This is a genomic window from Actinoplanes aureus (assembly GCF_015704865.1).
In the GTDB taxonomy this organism is placed as follows: Bacteria; Actinomycetota; Actinomycetes; order Mycobacteriales; family Micromonosporaceae; genus Actinoplanes; species Actinoplanes aureus.
On record NZ_JADQTO010000020.1, the window covers coordinates 36057 to 57929 of the forward strand.

Sequence of the window (21873 nt, forward strand, 5' to 3'; positions counted from 1 at the left end):
GGCACTAGATTGCCGGCGCTAACGAGGCGGGTAGTGATGACATGCCGGTCAGCGCGTTCGAATAGATGGGCTTCGCCGGGCCGCAGGACTCGATGTGTGAGACGCCGCCGCGCAGCACCTCGAGCATGGCGCCGAGCTCGGCTCGCGCCAGGAAGGCGCCCAGGCAGAAGTGCGGTCCGTAGCCCAGCGCCATGTGGCGGTTGGGGGTTCGTCCGATGAGGAACCGTTCGGCGTCCGGGAAGACGGATTCGTCGCGGTTGGCGGCGGTGTTCCAGAGCGTCACGATCGAGTCCGCCGCGATCTGTTCGCCGCCGATCGATACGTCGGCCAGTGTGCGCCGCCCGAACGCCATGGCCGGCGAGGTGAAGCGCAGGATCTCCTCGACCGCCGACGCCACGCTCGCGCTGCCGTCCTTGAGCGCGCGCCATTGATCGGGGAAGTCGTGGAAGGCCTTGATCGAGCCGATCATCGACAGCCGGCTGGTTTCGTCACCGCCGAGCATGAGGCTGTAGCTGTTGAGCGCCACCTCCTGGTCGGAGAGCGGTTGGCCGTCGACCAGCGTGTTGGCCAGCGCGCTGACCACGTCGTCGCGGGGTTCGTCGCGGCGGTCCTGCGCGAGCGCGGCGAAGTAGTACAGGATGCTGATCCGGGCGTTGTGCGAGACGTCGGTGAAGTCGCCGCCGTCGGTCGAGCTGAGCGCCTTCTTGTTGAGGTCGAGCAGGAGCGAGTGGTCGGAGGGCGGTACGCCGAGCAGGTCGCAGATGGTGGCGATCGGCACCCGGTCGGCGAACTGGGCCGCGAAGTCCACCGTGCCCGCGCCGATCAGCTCGTCCAGCAGCGACTTCGTCCGGGCGGCGAGCCGGTCCATGACCGGCTGCAGCGCGCGTGGCGAGAACGACTCGAGGATGAGCTTGCGGATCGCCGTGTGCCGGGGCCCGTCGGTGACCACCAGCATCTGGCCCGCGCCGGTGTCCGCGCCGGCGAGCAGCGTCTGCAGGACGTTGCCGCGCTCCGAGGTGAAGTTCTGGTCGTCGCGGTAGACCCGTTTGACGTCGGCGTAGCGGGTCAGCACCCAGAAGCCTGGGTCGCCGGCATGCCGGTACACCGGCCGCTCGGCGCGGAACCGCCGCCACATCGCGTACTGGTCGTGCTCGATGAACGTGCTCGGATCGGTGAGGTCGACGGCCTCGAGGTCGTCCGGTACGGGTCGCATGTCATTCCCCACCGAGGTCGGCGAGCAGGTCGGACGCGAAGAAGCCGCCGGCGATCGCGCTGGCGCGGCTGGTGAGCAGGACCTCGTCGGTGATCTCCACCTGTACGGTGCCGCCGGGCATGCGTACCCGCACCACCGGCTCGGTCAGCCCGCGCGCGTGCGCGGCGACCGCTGCCGCACTGCCGCCGGCCCCGGATGCGAGCGTGTATCCGGCACCTCGTTCCCAGATCTCGACGTCGAGCGTCGACCGGTCGGGAACCGCCACACATTCGATGTTGTACCGCTGATCGAAGGCGGAGTGGCCGACGAGCAGCGGCCCGAGCCGCCGGGCCGAGGACGGCGACGTGAGAACCACGCAGTGCGGTGTGCCGATGTCGACCCGGGTCGCGTCGAGCACCGTCTCGTCGACTTCCAGCTGTTCCGGGTCGCCGGCCAGGTACCGGCCGAGCGAGACCTGGACGGATCCGCCGGCGCGTATCGAGACGTCAGTCGGACCCGCCGGGGTGCGCACGGTGAACCGGTCGGTCTTGACGGCGCCGGTGTCCCGCAGGTGCCGCGCCAGGATGATCAGCCCGTTGCCGCTGCGGCCGCATTCGCTGCCGTCGGCGTTGAAGATCCGTACGGCGGGGACGCCGTCGGTCCAGAACGGCAGCAGCACGCCGTCGGACCCGACGCCCCGGTGCCGGTCGCAGACCAGCCGCGCGGCCTCGGCGGTGTGCGGGAAGTCCGCGCGATCCACCACCAGGTAGTCGTTGCCGAGCACGTGATAACTGGCGAAGTCAGCCACGGCCGGCCTCCTTGTCGACCACGGCGCTCAACTCGGCGAGCGTGCTGTTCTCGAAGAACTGGCGCATGCTGACCTCGGCGTCGAGCTCGGTGCTCAGTCGTGCGATGACCTGGAACATGGTGAGCGACTGCCCGCCGAGCGCGAAGAAGTCGTCACCGCGGCCGGCACCGGGCACCTTGAGCACCTCGGTCCAGATCCTGGCGACGCGCTGCTCGGTCGCCGACAGCGGACCGTCGTCCGTGGCCACGACGTCCGGTGGCTGCGGCAGGGCGGCGCGGTCCACCTTGCCGTTCTCGCCCAGCGGGAAGGCGTCCAGCCGCACGAACCGCCCCGGCACGGCGGCCGACGCCAGCCTCTCGGCGAGGTAGCTCCGCAGTTCGGCGGGTGCGGGTGCGGCGTCGGTGTGCGGGACGAAGTAGCCGACCAGGGCGGCGTCGCGCACCACGACGACCGCGGAGGCCACCTCGGGGTGGGTGGCGAGCACCGCCGAGACCTCCGCGGGCTGCACCCGTACGCCGTGGATCTTCACCTGGTCGTCGAGCCGGCCGACGATCGACAGGGTGCCGTCCGGCGCGAGTCGGCCCAGGTCACCGGTGCGGTACACGAGGTCGCTGGGATCGTCGCGGAACGGGTTCGGCTCGAACGCCGGCTCCCCGTGCAGGTATCCGGCGGTCAGGTGCGGGCTGCGGATCACCACCTCGCCGGCTTCACCGGGTCCGCACAGCGCGCCGTGCCGGTCCAGGACGAGCAGCTGGACGTCGTCGATCGCGTGGCCCACCGGCTGGATGCCGTCGCCGGGGTCGGCCGGTACCTCGTACCAGGACTGGAGCACGGTCGCCTCGGTCACGCCGTACAGGTTCACGATGCGGCCGGTGAAGGTGGGGAAGACCGAGCGGAACCGGCGTACCAGCGCGGCCTGGAGCGGTTCGCCGGACAGGCAGACGAGGCGCAGCGCCGACAGGTCGGGCCGCGACGAGCCGGCGGCCACGGTGTCCAGCCAGGCGCCGAGCACGCTGGGTACGGTCTGCACCACCGTGATCCGCTCGCCGGCGAGCCAGTCGAGGACGACGTCCGGATGCTCGAACGGCTTGTCGACCGGCGGCAGGCACAGTGCCGCACCACCGGTCAGCGCCGGCAGCAGGTCCTTCAGCATGGCGTCGAAGCAGAGGGCGGCGACCTGCGCGACCCGGTCGTGCGGTCCGAAGCCGAGCGTCCGCCGCTCCCAGGAGACGAAGTGCGCCAGCGACCCGTGCCGTCCCAGGATGCCCTTCGGCCGTCCGGTCGTTCCGGAGGTGAAGAAGATGTAGGCCGGATCCTCCGGTCGCGGCGGCGCCGGCGCGGCGTCGGCCGAGGACGGCGGCGGGGTGACGAGGATCTTCGCACCGGCCTCGTCGAGCAGCGACTGCCGCCGCAGCCGGCCCTGGCCCGGGTCGAGCGGCAGCGCCACGGCTCCCGCGGCCATGACGGCCAGCACCGTCGCCACGGTCTCGGCGTCCCGCCGGCCGTCGATGCCGACCACGTCGCCGCGGCGGACGCCTTCGGAGATGAGTCCCGCGGCGTACGCGTCGACACGCGAGCCGAGCTCGGCGAAGTCCCACCGGGTGGATCCCCGCGCGATCGCCGGGGCGTGCGGCGTCGCGCTGATCCGGTCGGCCAGCAGGTCGAGAACCGTCCGGTCGGCTGCCGGCGGTGCGGGTTCGGTCGGGTCGACCATGTGCTACCTCCCGAGGTGAGGGTGGTCGGCCGGCGGTGCGGGCCGCAGCGCCGGTTCGCGGACCGCCGCTGCCGTGAGGAAGACGGCGACCATGCTGGCGGCGAGGACCCGCCAGTCGAGGAACAGGCCGAGCAGGGCTCCGACCGCGATGGAGGCGGTCTGGGCCATGCTCAGCAGCGACTGGCCGGCGAGGGCGATACGGTTCGCGGTGGCCGGGGTGCTGTATTGCTGGAGCGCGCTGGTGTAGCCGACGCGGACCCACGGGAGGCCGGCGCCGACCAGGACGAAGGCGATGAGCGCCGGGTAGAGCCCGGGCAGCAGCAGTACGGTGTAGCCGGCCCCGGCCAGCACCAGTCCGATGCGGACCAGCAGGGTCGGACGGGTGATGCGCCGGATCGCGCCGATGCGGGTGGAGAGGATCCCGGCCAGGGACTGGATGGTCACGAACACCGCGATGAAGCTGGCGGCGCGGTGCAGCGAGTTCTGGATCACCAGGAAGCCGAGTGTCTGCGCGAAACCCTGAGCTCCGTTGCCGGCAACCGTGAGCAGGCTGATCCGCCGCAGGGCCGGATCGGACCAGAGCAGGTCGTAGCCACCCCACCGGCCGGTGTGCGCCGGCTCCGGTGGGACGTCGACGTCCGGGCAGAGCATCACCAGCGCGGCACCGGCGACCAGCGTGCCGGCCACCACGAGGACGATCAGCGCGGTGCCGCCGGTCTCGAGCAGCCACACGCCGGCCACCGGCGACACCAGGCGCAGCAGCTGCTGCAACGACTGGAACTCGGCGTTGACCGGGACCCGCAGCGGCTCGGCCACCTGCTCACGCAGATAGCCGATGAGGACCCCGGCGAAGATCGACCCGGCGAACGCGTACAGCGTGGCCAGGGGGTAGACCAGCCAGATCGGGCCGCGGTCCACCAGCAGCAGGAGCAGCACGATGGCGGCGGCGGTCACGTTGGACAGCGCCATCATCCGGCGCGGCTGGTGCCGGGAGACGAAGCGGCCGGCCGCCGGCGCCAGCACGACTCCGACGAGGAACGCGAAGATCGTCATGGAGGCCGCGGAACTGTTGCCCGTACGGTTCTCCACCCAGACGGCGAGCGTGAGGACCAGCGCCGTGTCGCCGAAGACGGTGAACGTCTGCGCCGCGAGCAATCTCGGTACGCCGGGGACGCGCAGGACGGTCCGCAGGCCCTTGCCGTTCACGAGTCGTCCAGCACACTGTTCAGGACGTTGACGTAGTAGCCGAGGAAGTCGCGGGCCCGCTGCCGGTCCCAGGCCGGCACCGGGTAGCCGAGGTGAACGCGCAGCCGGTCGCCGTGGTCGATAACCGACATCTCGAGCTCGTGGTGGATCGGCCCGGCCGCCAGGTCGAACGGGGTGACCTGCGCGTCGCCGAGTTGTCGTACCAGGCGCGCGTGGAAGTCGGTGACCTGGAACAGCACCGATACCGGGCCGGTGGCTCGCAGCATGTCGGCGAAGGGCACGTCCAGGTTGTCGTAGGCGTCCAGCATGCGCTCGCGGACCTGCACGGCGAGCTCGGCGAAGGTCATCTCGTCGTCGAGGCGTACGCGTACCGGGGCGGTGTTGATGAACAGGCCCATCACCAGCTCCAGCTCCGGCGTCTGCCGCCGGGACACCGGACAGCCGACGACCAGGTCCCGCGTTCCGCAGTACGTGCCGAGCAGGTACGCGTACGCGCTGAGCATCGTGACGAACAGGGTGACCCGCTGCCGCCGTGCCTGCTTGACGAGCCGTTCGCGCAGTTCGCAGCCGATGTCGAGGCTCTCGCGCTCGCCCTGGTGCCCGGTGCGGCGCGGCAGGTTGAGCGGTGGCGGCGGCGGGGTGAGCTGGTCCCGCCAGAAGGCCAGCTGCTTCTCCCGCCGTTTGTCCGTGAGCCGGCGTTGCTGCCGGGCCGCGAAGTCGGCGTACTGCGTGGTCAGTTCCGGCAGCGTGGCGCCCTCGTACGCGGTGGCGATGTCGTGGCTCAGCAGCGTGACGGACCATCCGTCGGCGATCAGGTGGTGCAGGGTGAGCAGCAGGATCTGCTCGCGCGGGTGGTACCGGATCAGCGCCGCGCGCCACAGCGGTCCGGCGGCCAGGTCGAACGTCTCCCCGGCGAGACGGGTGGCCAGCTGGACGGCCGCGGTGTGGTCGTCCGCGGTGAACATTCGCAGCTCGACGGTCGCCGCGTCCGCCACGCACTGGACCGGCGGTGGACCCGGCTGGATGGTCGTGCGCAGCGGCTCGTGGCGGCCCGCGACGGTCTCCAGCGCACGGCGCAGCCGGTTCTCGTCGACGTCGCCGTGGACCACCATGGGCCGGGCGATGGTGTACACCGGCTCGTCCGGGTTGAGCTGGGTGTGCAGCCACATGCCTTCCTGCCATGGCGAGAGTGGCGTGCTGCGGGTTCCGGCCATCTCAGCGCTTCTCCCGGCTCGTCCGCACGGCGTCGGCCAGAGCCGCGACCGTCTGGTGCGTGAAGACGTCCTGACCGGTCAGTTCGGTGATGCCGGCCGTGCGGACGAGCGCGACCAGCTTGAGCGCGTGCAGCGAGTCGCCGCCGAGCTCGAAGAAGTTGTCGTTCACCCCGACCTGGTCCAGGCGCAGCACGGCGGCGACCCGGTCGGCGAGCAGCTGCTCCACGTCGGTCCGCGGTGCCACGTAGGCGGCGCGCCGGACGTCCTGGCCCCACCGCGGTGCCGGCAGCGCGAATCGGTCGACCTTGCCGCTGCTGTTCAGCGGCAGGGCGTCGAGCACCGTGAAGGCGGCCGGCATCATGTACGACGGCAGGCGCCGGCGCACCGCCTCGCGTGCCGCGTCGACGGCCGACCGGCCGGCGAGGGGCCGGTTCGTCGTGCCGCCGCGCGCGGTCGACCGCACGTGTCGCCACATGGCGGTCGCGGCCCGCTCGGGTGAGGCCGCGTAGCAGACTTCGAAGGTCGTGCCCGCCTGCGCGGTCCAGCTCACCTCGGTGTGCCGGTCGATGGCCAGGGCTTCGTCGAGTGCGGGGGCCCGGCCGTCGCCGTCCGGCAGGACACGCGCGTTCGGGATCCCGGTGACGATCAACTCGTCGTGCGGCTGCCGGAGGGTGTCGTCGAACGCGGACCAGTCGACCGTGGCCGGCGGGTGGCCGGTGTCGTCCGCGTCCGCACCGAGTTCCAGCCAGACGTCGTAGCGGTAGCGGTTCATGACCGTGTCGGCGGTGCCGGTCTTGGGCAGGATCCGGGCCCGGCGCAGCCGCGGGTGGCGGACCGCGAAGTCGACGAACCAGCCGGGGTCGACCTGAAGCTCGCCCGGCGGGCCGGCCGGTGACGCGGTCCGGTGCGGCACGTCGCCGACGAAGACGCGGCCCGTGGACGAGGCGGCCTCGACCGCGCCGGTGAGCACCCGCTCCAGGTATGCCACGTCCGGGAAGTGCTGCACGACCGAGTTCAAGATCACCAGGTCGTGGTCGCGGCCCGCGGGGTCCGTGGCCTCCTGTGTGCGCACGTCGACGTGGGCCAGGCCGGGGTCGCCGGCCAGATGGCCGCGGAGGCGTTCGACGACCGAGCCGGCGAAGTCGGTGCCGATGTACCGGTCGCTGTCCGGCGCGAGGCGCCACAGCAGCAGTCCGGTGCCGCAGCCGATGTCCAGCACCCGGCCGTACGGGCCCGGGCCGAGGCGGGTCAGCGTGCCGCGTACCCACTCGCGCATGGTGGCGGCCGGGTACGGCCAGCCGGCGATGTCGAACGCGACGTCGGCGGCGGTGTCGTCCACCTCGTCGTACACGCGCCGCCAGGCGTCCAGGTAGGCCCGCTGCTCTGCGGGGTCCGTGACGTCCTCCGGCACCAGATAGGCGGCGAGCTGCTGCCGGCCGTCCGGGTCCGTGCCTGCCACCACGCACGCCTGGCGTACCGCGGCCGACGAGATGAGCACCGCCTCGATCTCGCCGGGTTCCACCCGCTGACCGCGCACCTGGACCTGGTGGTCGACCCGGCCGGCGAACTCGAGCAGCCCGTCCGGGGTCCACCGGGCCAGGTCGCCGGTGCGATACATCCGTTGGCCGGGCCGGAACGGGTCCGGCAGGAACTTGGCGGCGGTGAGCTCCGGCTGTCCCGTGTAGCCGGCCGCGACGCCGGGACCGGCCAGGCACAGCTCGCCGACCACACCGGCCGGTACCGGTTGCAGCCGCGCGTCCAGCACGTAGCCGCGCATGTTCGGGATCGGCCGTCCGAGCGGGACCTCCGCCGGCACGTCGTCGCCGGCGCGCCGCGGGTAGAGGAAACTCCAGCCGGTGCTCTCGGTGGCGCCGTACGCGTTCCACAGCACCCCGTCGTACTGCCGCAACAGCGATCGCCAGTGGACGCCCGACGCGCGTTCGCCGCCGGTGATCAGGTGCCGCACGCCGGTGAGGTCCAGCTCACCGGGGGAGATGCTGTTGAGCAGTGCCGGCGGCAGCCAGAACCGGGTCACCGCGTGCCGCCGGATCTCCCGCGACAGCGACCCGGCGTCCGGGAACCAGCCCGGCTCCGGAAGCACCAGGCGCGCTCCGGCGAGGAGGGTGGCCCAGACCTCGTAGGTGAAGACGTCGAACGAGATCGAGCAGGTCGACAGCACGGTGTCCGCCGGGGTCAACGGGTCGACACCGGAGCGCAGCACGAAGGAGAGCAGGTTGTCGTGCCGGGTCCGGATGCCGCGCGGCGTCCCGGTCGAGCCGGAGGTGTAGACCACGTACGCGAGCTGCCCCGGATGCCTGTCGACCGGTGGCGGCGCCGGGTGCGGGTCGGCGTCGTAGCCGTAGAGCCCGGCGAGCACGGTACGCGCGCCGGCGTCCCGGATCTGGTACTCGGCCCGGTCGTCGGGATGCTCGGGGTCGAGCGGGAGGTAGGCGGCACCGGCCTTCCACACCGCCAGCAGCGCGGTGACGAGTTCCGGAGACCGGGGCATGCGGACCGCCACCACGTCGTCCGGCCCGATGCCGCCGGCCCGCAGGTGGCGCGCCAGCCGGTCGGCGCGTTGGTCGAGTTCGGCGTACGTCAGCGTGCGCTCGCCGTGGACGATCGCCACGGCCTGCGGGGTCGTGCCGGCCTGCCGCTCGAAGAGATCGGCCAGGGTGAGATCCGTAGGGTAGGGCTCGTCGGTCTCGTTCCAGTCGCGGGTGACCCGGCGGATCTCATCCGGCGACAGCAGGTTGATCTGTGCGAGGCGCATCGGCGTTTCTCCTTGTTACCCGGCCAGCACCCGGGCCATCGTGGCCAGGCCCTCGTCCAGTTCGGTGCGGTCGATCACCAGGGGCGGCGCGACGATCAGGTTCGCGCCCTTGGCGATGACGTACACGCCGGCGTCGAGCAGCCGCTGGTGCCAATGCTTGAGTCGCGTTACCTCGGCCTCGGTGAGTTCCAGCGCGCCCAGCATCCCGATCGACCGCACCCGTACGACGGCGTCGCTGCTGCCGGCGACCGTGTGCAGCCCGCGGCCGAGCACCTCGCCGAGCTTGGCGGCGCGCTCCACGGCGTTGGTCCGCTCGTACTCGTCCAGCGCGGCCGACGCGGCCACGGCCGTGAGCGGGTGGGCGCTGAAGGTGTGCCCGCAGCCGAGCGGCGTGTCGCCGAACCGCTCGGCGATCTCCGCGCTCACCGCGACCGCGGCGATCGGCGCCACCCCCGCGCTGAGCGCCTTGCCCATGGTGACCAGGTCGGGACGCAGGTCCCAGTGCTCGAAGGCGAACCGGCGCCCGGTACGGCCGAACCCGGTCAGCACCTCGTCGCAGATCAGCAGGATGCCGTGCTCCCGGCACACCTCGGCGATGCCGGCCAGGTAGCCGTCGGCGGGTACGAGCACGCCACTGCCGCCGGGCACCGCCTCGATCACCGCCGCGGCGATCCCGCGCGGGCCGAGCGCCTCGACCGCCCACCGGAACGCCGCCACGTCGTCGCGGACCACGCCGGAGCCGGCCCGGAACGGCACGCTGTAGGTGGGCTCCTGCTCCCACAACCGCCGCCGGTCGTCGTCGCTCGACATCGCGGCGGGACCGTGGCTGCCGTGGTACGAGCGTCCGCGATACAGGATGTGCCGGCGGCCGGTCACCGCGCGTGCGATGCGGATCGCGTCGTTGTTGGCCTCGGTGCCGCTGTTGGCGAAGAAGAACTTGGTGAGGTGGTCGGGCGTGAACGCGGCCAGCCGTGCCCCGAGCTCGGCGCGCTGGCGGGTCGCGGCGAGCGGCGTCACATAGCTCAGCTCGCGGCTCGCCTCGTACACCCGGCGGTGGATCGGTTCCAGCGAGTGGCCCAGGTTGGTGACCACCAGCTGGCTGGCGAAGTCGAGCACGCGCCGGCCGTCCGCGGTACGGAACGCGGACCCCTCGGCGCTGACGATCTCCAGCGGCGTGTAGCCGTCCTGAGCGACCCATTCGAACAGCGTCGTGGCTTTGCAGGCGGCCGCCACGGTGCCCGGGTTCATCGCACGCCCTCCAGCGACGGGGAGAGCAGCGGTACCAGACCCAGCACGTCGGCCAGGCGTGCGAAGCCGTCCAGCCGGTGCCCGCGTCCCTTGCGGGGCCGCACCGCCACGTTGATCTGGTCGGCGCCGGCGTCCACGTACGCGCCGATGAGGTCGCGCATCTGCTGGACCGAGCCGTGCAGCACCGCGGCCCGGCTCTGCTCGGCGTTGCGGCCGAACTGCTCGAGCAGGTCGTCCTCGTTCCAGGCGAGCCCGATGTTGACCGAGCAGGTGATCTCCGATACCGACCGGCCGCGCTCGTCGCAGTGGCCGGCCAGGACGGCCTTCTTGTGCCGGAAGACCTCGGGAGGCACGAACGCGACGTTCCAGCCGTCCGCCTCGGCAGCGACGCGCAGCGTCAGCTGTTCACCGCCGCCGCCGACCCACAGCGGCAGCCGGGACTGCACCGGCCGTGGTTCGCACCGGGCCTGGTCGAGGCGGAAGAACTCGCCGTTCACGGTGGCCGGACCGGCACCGTTGAGCAGCGCGTCCACGCAGCGCAGGGCCTCCTGCATCTGCCGGATCCGCCGGGGCCGCGACTCGTAGGGCAGCCCGAACGCCTCGTACTCGCGGCGGTGCCAGCCCGCTCCGAGGCCCAGGGTGATCCGGCCGCCGGAGATGATGTCCATGGTGGCCGCGGCCTTGGCGAGAATCGCCGGATGCCGGTACGACGGCACGTAGACCAGGCAGCCGCAGCGCACCCGCTGGGTGGTCGCGGCGAGCAGGGTGTGCATGGCGATCGACTCCAGGCAGTCGGCGTCGGAGGTGCCGTTCGCCGCGTACAGGTGGTCGAAGACCGAGATCCAGTCGAAGCCGAGACGCTCGACGAGCCGCCAGACCTCCTGCAGCGCCGCCGGCTCGGTGTGCTGGAGCCCGGGATGCACCCCGAAGGCGATCCCGGGGAACAGCATGCTTCGCGACATCTCATCCATCGCTGGGTTCCGCCCTCTCCTGCCGGAGCATCTCGGCCATCTCGGCCACCGTGCGCGCTCCCGCCAGCCCGACCGGGATTCCGGTGAGGCGGTAGCGCCGACGCACCTCCATGAGGACCCGCATGAGCAGCAGCGAGTGGCCACCGAGCTCGGTGAAGCTCTGGTTGCGGCCGACGTGCGTCACGTTCAGGGTGGTGGCCCACATCTGCGCCAGCTCGGTCTCCAGACCCGCGCGCGGCGGTTCCTGATCCGTGCCGGTCCGGTCCGGCCGCTGCGCGGGGGCCGGAAGCGCGGCCCGGTCGAGTTTGCCGCGGTCGGTGCGCGGGATCTCGTCGAGCACGGTGAGGCTGCTGGGGACCATGTAGTCGGGCAGCCGGGCGGTGAGCCGCTTGCGTACGTCGTCGAGCCAGTCCTCCGGCGCACCGGCGACCGGCACCAGGTAGGCGGCGAGGCGGCGGTCACCGGGGCTGTCCTCGCGTACCACGACGCAGGCCTGTCGTACGAGCGGCGACTCGACGAGCGCCGCGTCGACCTCGCCGAGCTCGATGCGGTAGCCGCGGACCTTGACCTGGTCGTCCACCCGGCCGACGAAGTCGAGCAGCCCGTCGGCCTGCCAGCGCACCAGGTCGCCGGTGCGGTAGACACGTTCGCCCGGCCGGAAGGGATCGGCCAGGAACTTCTGCTCGGTCAGCTCGGGCCGGTTCAGGTAGCCGCGGGCCACGCCGGGGCCGCCGAGGTACAGCTCCCCGGTCGCGCCGACCGGTACCGGGTCGAGCTGTTCGTCGAGGACGTACGCGCGGACGTTGGGCAGCGGCCGTCCGATCGGGACCGAGACGGTGTAGCCGGCGTCGCGCGGGATCGGGTGGGTGGTGGCCTTGACCGAGCACTCCGTCGGTCCGTAGATGTTCACCAGCCGCAGCCGGTCCGACTGGCGGTACGCCTGCGCCACATGCGGGGGCGAGACCGGTTCGCCGCCGACCGCGATGGCGACCTCGCCGAAGTCGGTGAACAGCTCGATGTCGGCCATCTCGTTGAAGAAGGACGAGGCCATCCACATGGCGTTCACGCCGTGGTCGCGGACGGCGGCGCGCACGGCCGGCACCACCGGCCCGTCAGCGGCCAGCACGCAGGTGCCGCCGTGGGTGAGGGCGGCCCAGATCTCGTACGTCTGTGCATCGAAGGAGATCGGGGAGTAGTGCAACGTGCGCAGCTCCGGCCCCCAGGTGATGCCGTTGATCCGGTGCAGGTAGCGGGTCAGGTTGCGGTGCTCGAGCAGGACACCCTTCGGCCGGCCGGTCGAGCCCGAGGTGTAGAGGACCTGTGCCACGTTCTCCGGCCGGGCCGCGACCCGGGGTGCGCTCTCCGGATGGTGGCCGTACTCCCATGCGGCCAGGTCCACGGTGTGTGTGGCCGCGACGGACGGAGCGGTGGGCGTCAGGGCCTGCTCGGTCAGCAGGACCCGGGCCTGTGCGTCCTCGATCTGGAACTGGGCCCGGTCGCGCGGATGGTCGGGCTCGAGCGGCAGGTAGGCGGCGCCCGCCTTCCACACCGCCAGCAGCGCCACGATGAGGCTCGGCGTGCGCCGCATGCGGATCGCCACGACGTCGTCGGGTCCGGCGTCCAGGTGGTGTGCGAGCTGGTTGGCGCGCCTGTCGAGCTCTCCGTAGGTCAGACGGTCGTCGCCGTGGACGACCGCGACCGCGTGCGGTGTGGCGGCGGCCTGCCGCGCGACCAGCTCGGCGATCGTGAATTCGGCGGGGTACGGCTCGTCGGTGGCGTTCCAGTCCGAGGTGACCCGGCGGCTCTCGGCCGGCGTGAGCCACATCCGGGGCTGGATCGGCCCCTGTTCGGTCACGAGCAGCCGCAGGAAGTGCGCGACCCGTTCGACGAGCAGCTCCGCCTCGGCACGGCCGGCCTGATCCGCGGCCGTCGACAGGAACACCTCGATCCGGTCGCCCGGCATGACGTGCACCGCGTGGGTGTAGTTGGACTTGCTGCCCTCCGGCAGTGCGCCGGCCGCGCGCCAGGCGAGCGGCGGGTCGGCCAGGAACGGCGGGATCGGCGTCTGGAAGTTCTCGATGGCCACGCCGGTGTCGAACAGCGACCGTTCCCGGCCGAGCGACCGCTGGATCTCCCACAGTGGCGCCGTGGCGTGCTCACGGTCCTGCGACAGCTCCTGTTGCAGCGTCGCCAGCCACTCGGCCAGTGGCGTCTCGCCGGGCAGTGTCACCAGCACCGGCACCACCTGTGCCAGCAGGCCGGCGACCTGGTCGCGGCCGGTGAGCTCGGCCGGCCGGCCGGCGGTGATCCCGCCGATGATCACGGCCGGTGTCTCGCGTTCGGCGGCGACCCGGGCCAGCGCCACCGCGGCCACCGACAGGGTTCCCAGGGTGAGGCGGGCCGAACGCAGCGCCGCCTGCACGGCACGCGAGTCGTCGTCCGGCAGCGTGGTCCGGACCTCGTGGTAGGCGCAGGCCTCCTGGCGTCGCGGCGTCGCGGCCGGGGCCTCCTCCCCGGTGACCACGGCACTGAGCCGTGCGTGCCAGTAGGCCACGTCCCGCTCCGCCACCCGGTCGCGCATCCGCCGCGACTCCTCGGCGACGCCGAGCCAGGACGGGGCGGGCCGCAACCGTACGACGTCGTCGGCGAGCCTCGACCCGACCACGGCTTCCAGTTCGCGCAGGATCAGCTCGACGCTCCAGCCGTCCAGCAGCGCGTGGTGGTACGTCCACACGAGCAGCACGCCGTCGGCCAGGGTGACGAGCGTGAAGCGGGACTTCGGCCCCGGCTCACGGACACCGCAGCTCTCGCGTACCTCCTGCAACGCCGTGCGCAGCCGCTCCGGCTCGGCGGCCGGGTCGACCGGCACCTCGAGGCGCTCGACCGGCGCGCCCTCGGGGAACGTCGTCTGCGACCATCCGTCGCCGTCCGGGACGAACCGCAGCCGCAGCGCCTCGTGCCGCGCGGTCGTGCTGTCGAGTGCCGCCTCGAGATGCTCGACGGCCTCCGGCGCGACCAGCCACTTGTGCTGGTTGACGTACAGGTCGGGGACCGGTGAGGCCAGACATTCGAAGAGGATGCCCTGCTGTGCCGGGGTGAGCGGGACGGCCGTGGTCATGAGCCGATGTCCGATGCCTGCGGCTGGACGAGCGCCAGGACCTGGTACTGGTGGATCTCGGGCTGGTGGCCGAAGCGCCGCACCATCTGCGCGATGAGATCGCTCTCCCGGAACGCGCGGGCCGCGGCCTCGTCGCGCCATATGTAGTGCGATCCGTAGCGGCCCGCCTCGGCGTCGTGCACGAACGCCTTGAGCACGAGGCCCGGAAAGTCGCGGTAGAACTCGGCACGGGCCTCGGCCAGGGCCCGCAGTTCCCCGGCATCGGTGCCGGCGACCCGGAAGTACAGCGTCATCGCGACGTACGACTCGGACATGCTCTCCCCTTCGGCGTCTGGTGGCTCAGCCCTCGGCGATGGCGCGTTCCTCGAACTCGTCGCCGTACCACTTGTCGGACCAGGGCACCCAGGTCGCGATGAGCGTGTCGCGGTGGCCCTCCTCGCCGGTCGGCTCGATCTCGGAGACGTAATGGAACATCTCCCGGTCGGCGAAGACGATGCCCTGGCCGGCCGCCAGCGTGGTGGTGTGGAACGGCTTGCCGTCGACCGACGGGCTCATCAGCGCCGTCTCGGCGCCGGTGATCTGGTGCCGGTCGAAGACGCCGATCAGCACGTAGTCGCGGCCGTCGGAGTGCGGTCCCTCCGGCACGATGACACCCTCGATGTCCTTCTTCACGACGATCCGGAACTGGTGGACGTTGATCTGCCAGTCCTGCGCGGGATCGAGCGGGATCTCCTCGGCGCCGGCGCGGATGAACGGCGTGAAGTCCGCCTCGATCGGCTGGTAGTGGCGGCGGATGCCGCCGGCGACCGGGTTGTACTTGGAGAACGTGACGTACGGCCGCAGGGGCAGCCGCTCGAACTCCCATCGGTCGCCGGAGCGGAACATCTTGAACTGGGCGAATCGGCGGTACCGGTTCTCGCCCATGTACTCGTCGAACTTGAGGTCGGCGAAGCTGTCGGCGACCTCCTGCGGAATGGGCGGCAGGTCGAAGATCGAGAAGTGTTGCGCGTTGAGAGGCATGCGGTCGTCACCGTCCTTCAGGCGATCTGGTGTGCTTCAGTGGGCCGATCGTTTGCGGAGCTCGGCGAGCAGCGTGTCCAGGTAGCGGGCCGATGCGTTGAGGCGGATCAGCGCTCCGGCGGCGATGTCGCGTCCGGCCTGCGCGTTCGCCGAGACCAGCGGTGAGACCACGTTGTGGAACCACCCGGCCGCGTGCACCGCGTCGATGCGGACGTGCAGGTCGTGATAGGCGAGGCCGTCCTCGGGCAGGCCGAGCCGGCGCCAGCCGGCGATGAACGGCTTGAACCGTTGCGGTACCAGGTATTCGGTCACGCCGAAGTAGCCGACCGCTCGGTAGTAGTGGCGGCGGTTGAGCGCGAGGCACGACGACAGGTTCGACGAGACGCGCGCTTCCAGCAGGAGGTTCTCGCGTACGTACTCGTCGTCGACGTTCAGGCACCGGAGCGTGTGCGCGAACAGCCGCGTGTGCACGTCCTCGGGACGGCCGTTGCCCATCTCGTCCCAGTAATTGGTGGCGATCTCCATCTTCTCGGGTCCGCTCGTGCCGACCTGCATGAGCGCGAGAATGTCGTCGAAGCGCGGGTCGAGGCTGGTTTCCTGCGCGAGGTAGAACCGGAAGTCGTCGGCCGTGGCCTCATCCGGCAGGTAGCTCTCGTAGAGCTCGTGGTTGCGGGCCGGGTGCTGCGCGATGAGCCGTTTGAGCCAGGTCAGGTACTGGTTGCCGTTGGTCGGGTACCCGGTGATCTGCTCGTCGGGCACCTGGCGCATCTCGTCGGCGAGCATGGCCCGCTCGAAGGTGGCGGCGATGTCGCGCAGCAGCGGCTGACGTTCGGCGTCGGTCTGGTCCGGCTCGGGGACGGCGAAGTCCCGGTCGTAGATGACGAGCAGGACGTCGTGAATCTGCTGCAGCGCGGCCGGGTCGCGCTCGGCGTACGCCCGCTGGATGAGGGCCTGGCAGGTCTGCAGGATGTCCTGGCGCAGGCCGAAGTCGGCGTTGATCTCGTCCCAGGCGCCGGCCGGCTGGTCGGCCAGCCATTCCAGATACGCGCGGTCCACCCAGAGTGGCCGGGCCGTGCGGGCATCGATGATCGTCATGACTTCTCTCTCCTGGCGGCTACTCGGCGAAGAACGGGCGATCGGACGGGCCGTACGGCTTCAGCTCGTCCCACCACTGCACGTGCGGATCGAAGGCCGCGAAGAACGGCCGGCCCACCAGCTCCGGCCGGCGTGCTTGCAGGAACCGCAGGGCGAAGGCGGGCCGGCGGTCGAGCTCGACCGGCCCGTCCACGACCACCTTGCCCGGGGCCGCTGACATCACCGGCCCGCGGGCCGTGCGGCCGAGTCCGGACAGGCCGGCGATCGCGTCCCGGTAGATCTGCCAGCCGCGCACCAGCGGCACGCCGAAGTACCGGCTGGCTCCGGTGTCGCGCTCGACGAACAGGTAGTAGGGCACGATCCCGAGCCGTACCTGGGCGCTCCACATCCGGCTCCAGGTGGAGGCGTCGTCGTTGACGTGCCGGACCAGCGGCGCCTGTGAGCGCAGGACCGCGCCGGTGTCGTACAGGCGGCGGATCGCCTGCCGCGCGGCATCGGTCTCCAGCTCCCGCGGGTGTGACACGTGCAGCATGAGGGCGACGTGCCGGCCGTCCCGCACCAGCCGGGCCAGCAGTTCGAGCAGGGTGTCCGCCTCGGGGCCGTCGAGAAAGCGGTACGGCCAGAACGACAACGCCTTGGTGCCGAGCCGGATGGTCGTGACGTGCGGGAGCACGCCGTCGAGGAACGGACGCAGGTAGCGCTCCAGCAGTGCGGTGCGCATGACCAGCGGATCGCCGCCGGTGAGCAGCACGTCCGTGATCTCCGGGTGGTCCTGCAGGTACCGCGTCATGGCCGCCGCGCCGGAGGTCTCCTGGCGCAGCTCCGGCTGCTGCACGAACTGCGCCCAGCGGAAGCAGTATCCACAGTAGGAATGGCAGGTCTGGCCGTGCCGTGGAAATATCAGAAGTGTTTCCCGGTATTTATGCTGAAGACCCCAGGGATCGAAATCCGTGGTCTGCGGGATGTTTCTCGTCAATTGATCGGACGGGTGCGGGTTGAGTCGTTCCCGGATTGTTCCGACGATACCCGCGACCTCATCCCGGGAACCGTTCTCCAGTGCCTGGCGGATGCTCTCGAAGTCATCACGCGGCAGCATGTCGCGGTGCGGGAAGACCAATCTGAAGATCGGGTCGTCCGAGCCGCGTGACCAGTCGATCAGTTCCTCGGTGACGTACGAATTGACCTTGAACGGTAGCACCTGGGCCACCACCCGCACGTCCTCGGCCAGCCTCCGGTCACCCGTGCGGTCCAGCACCAGAGTGCTCAGGCCGGTGCCGCTGACGGTGCCGATGCGCCGTGCCGACCCGGTCACGGACCCGCCCGGAACTGGCCACAATGGTTGATCATTTCGACCCCCGTGTTGATGATCGACGATGTGTCCGGGAACGAATCTACGTCAGCCCGGATCGAGATGTCCACAAAAGATATCGATGACTGCCTTCGAAAAATTCAATATGACCGTACGGCTGCGGCGTCGGCTCCGGACGCTGTTAGTGTGGCGCTCGAATCCACCGCAGTGAACGGTTCCGGGCGTGATTACGGACTCGGTGGGCGCCGCACGAGGTAAAATGCGAGGGGAACGTGCGATGAATGTGCTGGTCCTCAATCGGTACGCACTGGCGAACACGCCTTATCACGCCTGGCTCGGCGAGCCGGGGTCGATCACGGTGGTGACCGACGACGAGGTGACGGCCGACGCCGACCTGAGCCGGTACGCCGAAGTCGTGCCGATCGCCGGCTACGAGAACAACCCGATGGTCGAGCTGACCGCGTTGCGCCTGCACGAACGGCACCGGTTCGACGCGGTCGTCGCCATGTCGGAGGTCGACGTGCTGCGCGCCTCGCGGCTGCGGGAGGCCATGGGCGTCACCGGGCAGGACGTCCGCAGCGCCGAGGCGTTCCGCGACAAACTGCGGATGAAGGAGCTGCTGGCGGCTGCCGGGATCCCGGTGGCACCGTTCGCGGCCGCTCCCGACGCCACCGCGATCCACCGCTTCCTGCGGGATCACCCGTACCCGATCGTCGTGAAGCCGCGGCGTGGGCACGGTTCGATGGGTGTCGAGGTGCTCCGCGACGACGCCGACCTCGAGCGCTTCCTCGGCGCCGAGCGGGCCCTGTGGACCGACGACGGCGCCCCGCTCCTGGCCGAGGGCTACGTGGAGCACGAGATCTACCACGTCGACGGTCTGGTGGTCGGCGGCGTCCCGCGCCTGATCTGGCCGTCCGCCATCAGCTCCTGCCTGAACCACCGGGACGGCCTGGAGATGCGCAGTGTGCAGCTGGCGGCCGACGACCCGCTGCACGGGCCGCTCATCGAGATCACCGAGCGGGCGCTGACCGCGCTGCCGACGCCGGACATCACCCTCTTCCACGCCGAGGTGTTCCACACCCCGGACGGCCGCCTGGTGTTCAACGAGATCGCCAGCCGGATCGGCGGTGGCAAGATCCACGCGGCGGTCAAGCTCGCGTTCGGCGTCGACCTCGGGGCCGCCTACTTCGGCGCGATGACCGGTGGGCCCGTTCCCGAAATCGCCGCCGAGCCGGATCGGGTGGTCGGCTGGCTGCTGTTCCCGCCGGTCGAGGGCGCCTTGATCGCGGCGCCGGAGCACTGCTCGGTGCGGGGCGTCGTCGACTACCGCCTGCATGCGAAGCTCGGCACGGTCATGCCGCGAGCGAGCTACAGCACACAGGCGATCGCTTCGGCGGTGCTGGCCGGTCCTGACCGGGCCGCGGTGGACGAGAGCATCGACCGGACCGTGGCCTGGTTCCATGACGAGATCAAGATCGGGTGACACATGGACTCCGCCTTCGCCGAAACCGTCGAGAACGCCGGCTCCGCCGAGATCGCGGCCCTGCCCGTGCCGGACCACTACCGCGCCGCGGTGCTGCGGCGCGCGGAACAGACCATGTTCGACGGTGTGCCGGCCGCCGAGCGGGATCCGGCCAAGTCGATCCACATCGAGGACGTGCCCACGCCCGAGCCGGGACCGGGCGAGGCGCTGATCGCCGTGATGGCCAGTTCGATCAACTACAACACCGTGTGGAGCGCGTTGTTCTCGCCGGTGTCCACATTCGCGTTCCTCGACCGGTACGCCCGCACCGGGGGATCCGCGGCCCGGCACAGCCTGCCGTACCACGTGATCGGGTCGGACCTGGCCGGCGTGGTTCTGCGCACCGGTCCCGGCGTCCGCCGCTGGCGTCCCGGCGACCGGGTGGTGGCGCACTGCCTCTCGGTGGAGCTGGAGGATCCCGAGGGGCACGACGACGCCATGCTCGACCCGCAGCAGCGGATCTGGGGTTACGAGACCAACTACGGCGGGCTGGCCGAGCTCGCGCTGGTCAAGGCCAACCAGCTGATGCCCAAGGCCGGTCATCTGAGCTGGGCCGAGGCCGCTTCATCGGGGCTGGTCAACTCGACCGCATACCGGCAACTCGTGTCGCGCAACGGCGCCGACATGCGGCAGGGCGACAACATCCTCATCTGGGGTGCGGCCGGCGGGCTCGGGTCCTACGCCACCCAGTACGCACTCGCCGGCGGCGCCACCCCGATCTGCGTGGTCTCCAGCGAGCGCAAGGCCGCCATCTGCCGGGACATGGGTGCCGAGGCGATCATCGACCGGGGCGTGGAGAACTATCAGTTCTGGCGCGACGAGCGTACCCAGGACCCGCGCGAGTGGCGCCGGTTCGGCGAGCGGATCCGCGAGCTGATCGGCGGCGAGCACGTCGACATCGTCTTCGAGCACCCGGGCCGCGAGACGTTCGGCGCCTCGGTGTACGTGGCGCGGCGCGGCGGCGCGATCGTCACGTGCGCGTCGACGAGCGGCTACATGCACGAGTTCGACAACCGCTACCTGTGGATGCACCTCAAGCGGATCATCGGCTCCCACTTCGCGAACTACCGCGAGGCCTGGCAGGCCAACCGCCTGATCGTCCGTGGCCGCATCCATCCCACGCTGTCCTGCGCCTACCCGTTGTCCGAAGTGGGCACCGCGGTGGACGACGTCTTCCACAACCGCCACCACGGCAAGGTGGGCGTCCTGTGCATGTCACCCTCCGAGGACCACGGCATCACCGATCAAGCGTTGCGATCGAAGCACGAACACGCCATCAACCGCTTCCGCCGCTTCTGACCGTGCCGGTGCCCCTGCGCCGGCACCGGATTCCAATCTTCGAATCGAGCGCCGCGCGGACCGTTACATCAACGACTGGACTTGGTTCCGGCCGAGAGGAGCGATGTGAACTCGTCGCGAACGGCAGACGATGCTCTGCCCATTGTCGCGGTTCTGTATGACGGCGGCGGCGCCGCCGGGCCGACGGAAATCGTCTCCGCCGCGAAGGGCCAATGCCGCGTCCTGTTCGTCTGCGACTACGCCGCGGCCGGACCGCGCCGCCAGCGCCGGCTGATCGAGGCGGCCGGACCGACGTTGGACGTCACCGGTGCCCGCCCCGACTCGGTCGCGGAACAGTTGTGCGACGCGGGAGCCGAAGGGTTGGTCACCTTCAGCGAAGCGCGCCTGACCGAGGCGGCCCGCATCGCCGAGCTGGCCGGTCTGACGTTCCACTCACGTGACGTGATGCGCCGGTGCACCGACAAGGAGGCACAGCGGGACGCCCTCGCCGCGGCCGGACTCGATCACGTCCGCTACCAGACGGTCGACGAGGCTGACGAATTGAGCATCGCGCTGGACAAGGTCGGCCTGCCCGCCGTCATCAAGCCGGTGACCGGCGTGGGCAGCCGCAACACCACTCAGGTGAACACGCTCGCCGAGGGGCACCGGGCGCTCCTGGCGATCCGGGAGTCGGGCTGGGCAGGACCCGTGATCGTCGAGGAGCTTCTGGTCGGTGACCGGTCGTCGGCGGGGCCCGACTGGGGTGACTACGTGTCGGTCGAGTCGCTGGTGTGCGACGACGAGATCAGGCCGGTCTGTGTAACCGGAAAGTTCCCGCTCGCCAAGCCGTTCCGGGAGTCCGGAGTGGTAATACCGTCGACGCTGGCTCCCGCCGACGCGGCGAGAGCCGTCGACCTGGCCGTCGCCGCCGTCCGTGCTCTGGGCGTCCGGCACGGGGTCACCCACACCGAGCTGAAGCTCACCGCGGAGGGCCCGCGCGTCATCGAAGTCAACGCCCGGGTCGGCGGCTACGTACCCGAGTTGCTGTACCGCTCCACCGGCTTCGATCTGATCCGGGCGGCTCTGCTCCTCGCCCTCGGCGAACTTCCCGAGGTGCCGCCGCTGGTGTTCCGTACCGTCGAGTTCGAATACTTCCTGCAACCGCCCGTCGAGGCGGCGGAGCTGGTGGACCTGGCCGGAATTCGCCAGGCTCGCGCCATCGAGGGTGTGCACCGGGTCGACCGCCAGCTGGATCCCGGCGACCGCATCGACTGGCGCGACGGAACCAGGAGTCATGTGCTGATCGCGCACGGCTCCGTCGCCAGCCACGCCGACGCCACGCGGGTGTGCCAGGCGATCCGGGAGACCATCCGCCCGAGGTACGCCTGATCGGGGGGAGCGATGT

The 21873-nt window shown here is 70.9% G+C and carries 16 protein-coding genes; 3 read left to right on the forward strand and 13 right to left on the reverse strand.

What is annotated here, in order from left to right; all coding sequences use genetic code 11:
* Positions 1-4: 4 nt before the first annotated feature.
* The 13 genes from I4J89_RS33400 to I4J89_RS33460 are packed head-to-tail and all read right to left on the reverse strand — an operon-like array spanning position 5 to position 17671.
* Positions 5-1213 (reverse strand): cytochrome P450, encoded by a 1209-nt coding sequence (locus I4J89_RS33400; RefSeq protein ID WP_196418136.1) that lies wholly within the window; start codon positions 1211-1213, stop codon positions 5-7.
* A 1-nt stretch (position 1214) separates the two neighbouring features.
* Positions 1215-2000, reverse strand: a complete 786-nt coding sequence (gene dapF / locus I4J89_RS33405) for a diaminopimelate epimerase (RefSeq protein ID WP_196418137.1) — start codon at positions 1998-2000, stop codon at positions 1215-1217.
* On the reverse strand, positions 1993-3714 hold the full coding sequence (locus I4J89_RS33410) for a non-ribosomal peptide synthetase (RefSeq protein WP_196418138.1): 1722 nt from the start codon (positions 3712-3714) through the stop codon (positions 1993-1995). The genes dapF and I4J89_RS33410 overlap by 8 nt, the downstream gene beginning before the upstream one ends.
* Before the next feature lie 3 nt (positions 3715-3717).
* A complete protein-coding gene (locus I4J89_RS33415) occupies positions 3718-4920 on the reverse strand; it encodes an MFS transporter (RefSeq protein WP_196418139.1) in 1203 nt (400 codons plus the stop codon).
* Complete coding sequence (locus I4J89_RS33420) at positions 4917-6134, reverse strand: condensation domain-containing protein (protein ID WP_196418140.1); 1218 nt, start codon at positions 6132-6134, stop codon at positions 4917-4919. The genes I4J89_RS33415 and I4J89_RS33420 overlap by 4 nt, the downstream gene beginning before the upstream one ends.
* Before the next feature lies 1 nt (position 6135).
* On the reverse strand, positions 6136-8907 hold the full coding sequence (locus I4J89_RS33425) for an amino acid adenylation domain-containing protein (RefSeq protein WP_196418141.1): 2772 nt from the start codon (positions 8905-8907) through the stop codon (positions 6136-6138).
* Between the two features lie 15 nt (positions 8908-8922).
* On the reverse strand, positions 8923-10155 hold the full coding sequence (locus I4J89_RS33430) for a class-III pyridoxal-phosphate-dependent aminotransferase (protein WP_196418142.1): 1233 nt from the start codon (positions 10153-10155) through the stop codon (positions 8923-8925).
* On the reverse strand, positions 10152-11117 hold the full coding sequence (locus I4J89_RS33435; protein ID WP_196418143.1) for an LLM class flavin-dependent oxidoreductase: 966 nt from the start codon (positions 11115-11117) through the stop codon (positions 10152-10154). Before I4J89_RS33435 ends, I4J89_RS33430 begins: the two co-directional genes overlap by 4 nt.
* Before the next feature lies 1 nt (position 11118).
* Complete coding sequence (locus tag I4J89_RS33440; protein WP_196418144.1) at positions 11119-14244, reverse strand: non-ribosomal peptide synthetase; 3126 nt, start codon at positions 14242-14244, stop codon at positions 11119-11121.
* Positions 14241-14558 carry an antibiotic biosynthesis monooxygenase family protein gene (locus tag I4J89_RS33445; RefSeq protein ID WP_196418145.1) on the reverse strand — a complete coding sequence of 106 codons (318 nt, stop codon included), beginning with the start codon at positions 14556-14558 and terminating at the stop codon, positions 14241-14243. Before I4J89_RS33445 ends, I4J89_RS33440 begins: the two co-directional genes overlap by 4 nt.
* 25 nt (positions 14559-14583) lie before the next feature.
* A complete protein-coding gene (locus tag I4J89_RS33450; protein WP_196418146.1) occupies positions 14584-15264 on the reverse strand; it encodes a 2OG-Fe dioxygenase family protein in 681 nt (226 codons plus the stop codon).
* Positions 15265-15300: 36 nt separating this feature from the next.
* A complete protein-coding gene (locus tag I4J89_RS33455) occupies positions 15301-16359 on the reverse strand; it encodes an iron-containing redox enzyme family protein (RefSeq protein ID WP_196418147.1) in 1059 nt (352 codons plus the stop codon).
* A 19-nt stretch (positions 16360-16378) separates the two neighbouring features.
* Positions 16379-17671, reverse strand: a complete 1293-nt coding sequence (locus tag I4J89_RS33460; protein ID WP_309238575.1) for a KamA family radical SAM protein — start codon at positions 17669-17671, stop codon at positions 16379-16381.
* 274 nt (positions 17672-17945) lie between these two features.
* Here I4J89_RS33460 and I4J89_RS33465 point away from each other — a divergent pair, with 274 nt between their 5' ends.
* The 3 genes from I4J89_RS33465 (at position 17946) to I4J89_RS33475 (ending at position 21857) form a co-directional block, all read left to right on the forward strand.
* Positions 17946-19151, forward strand: coding sequence for an ATP-grasp domain-containing protein (locus I4J89_RS33465; RefSeq protein ID WP_196418148.1), 1206 nt, complete (start codon positions 17946-17948; stop codon positions 19149-19151).
* A gap of 3 nt (positions 19152-19154) precedes the next feature.
* Positions 19155-20489 (forward strand): crotonyl-CoA carboxylase/reductase, encoded by a 1335-nt coding sequence (ccrA, locus tag I4J89_RS33470; protein WP_196418149.1) that lies wholly within the window; start codon positions 19155-19157, stop codon positions 20487-20489.
* Positions 20490-20594: 105 nt separating this feature from the next.
* Positions 20595-21857: an ATP-grasp domain-containing protein gene (locus I4J89_RS33475; RefSeq protein ID WP_196418150.1), complete on the forward strand. Its 1263-nt coding sequence runs from the start codon at positions 20595-20597 to the stop codon at positions 21855-21857.
* Positions 21858-21873 lie beyond the last annotated feature (16 nt).

Bases quoted from the DNA above. Each gene is read 5' to 3' on its own strand.
- I4J89_RS33400 (WP_196418136.1), bottom strand. From the start codon at position 1,213: ATGCGACCCGTACCGGACGACCTCGAGGCCGTCGACCTCACCGATCCG.
- I4J89_RS33410 (WP_196418138.1), bottom strand. From the start codon at position 3,714: ATGGTCGACCCGACCGAACCCGCACCGCCGGCAGCCGACCGGACGGTT.
- I4J89_RS33420 (WP_196418140.1), bottom strand. From the start codon at position 6,134: ATGGCCGGAACCCGCAGCACGCCACTCTCGCCATGGCAGGAAGGCATG.
- I4J89_RS33425 (WP_196418141.1), bottom strand. From the start codon at position 8,907: ATGCGCCTCGCACAGATCAACCTGCTGTCGCCGGATGAGATCCGCCGG.
- I4J89_RS33430 (WP_196418142.1), bottom strand. From the start codon at position 10,155: ATGAACCCGGGCACCGTGGCGGCCGCCTGCAAAGCCACGACGCTGTTC.
- I4J89_RS33435 (WP_196418143.1), bottom strand. From the start codon at position 11,117: ATGTCGCGAAGCATGCTGTTCCCCGGGATCGCCTTCGGGGTGCATCCC.
- I4J89_RS33440 (WP_196418144.1), bottom strand. From the start codon at position 14,244: ATGACCACGGCCGTCCCGCTCACCCCGGCACAGCAGGGCATCCTCTTC.
- I4J89_RS33445 (WP_196418145.1), bottom strand. From the start codon at position 14,558: ATGTCCGAGTCGTACGTCGCGATGACGCTGTACTTCCGGGTCGCCGGC.
- I4J89_RS33450 (WP_196418146.1), bottom strand. From the start codon at position 15,264: ATGCCTCTCAACGCGCAACACTTCTCGATCTTCGACCTGCCGCCCATT.
- I4J89_RS33455 (WP_196418147.1), bottom strand. From the start codon at position 16,359: ATGACGATCATCGATGCCCGCACGGCCCGGCCACTCTGGGTGGACCGC.
- I4J89_RS33465 (WP_196418148.1), top strand. From the start codon at position 17,946: ATGAATGTGCTGGTCCTCAATCGGTACGCACTGGCGAACACGCCTTAT.
- ccrA (WP_196418149.1), top strand. From the start codon at position 19,155: ATGGACTCCGCCTTCGCCGAAACCGTCGAGAACGCCGGCTCCGCCGAG.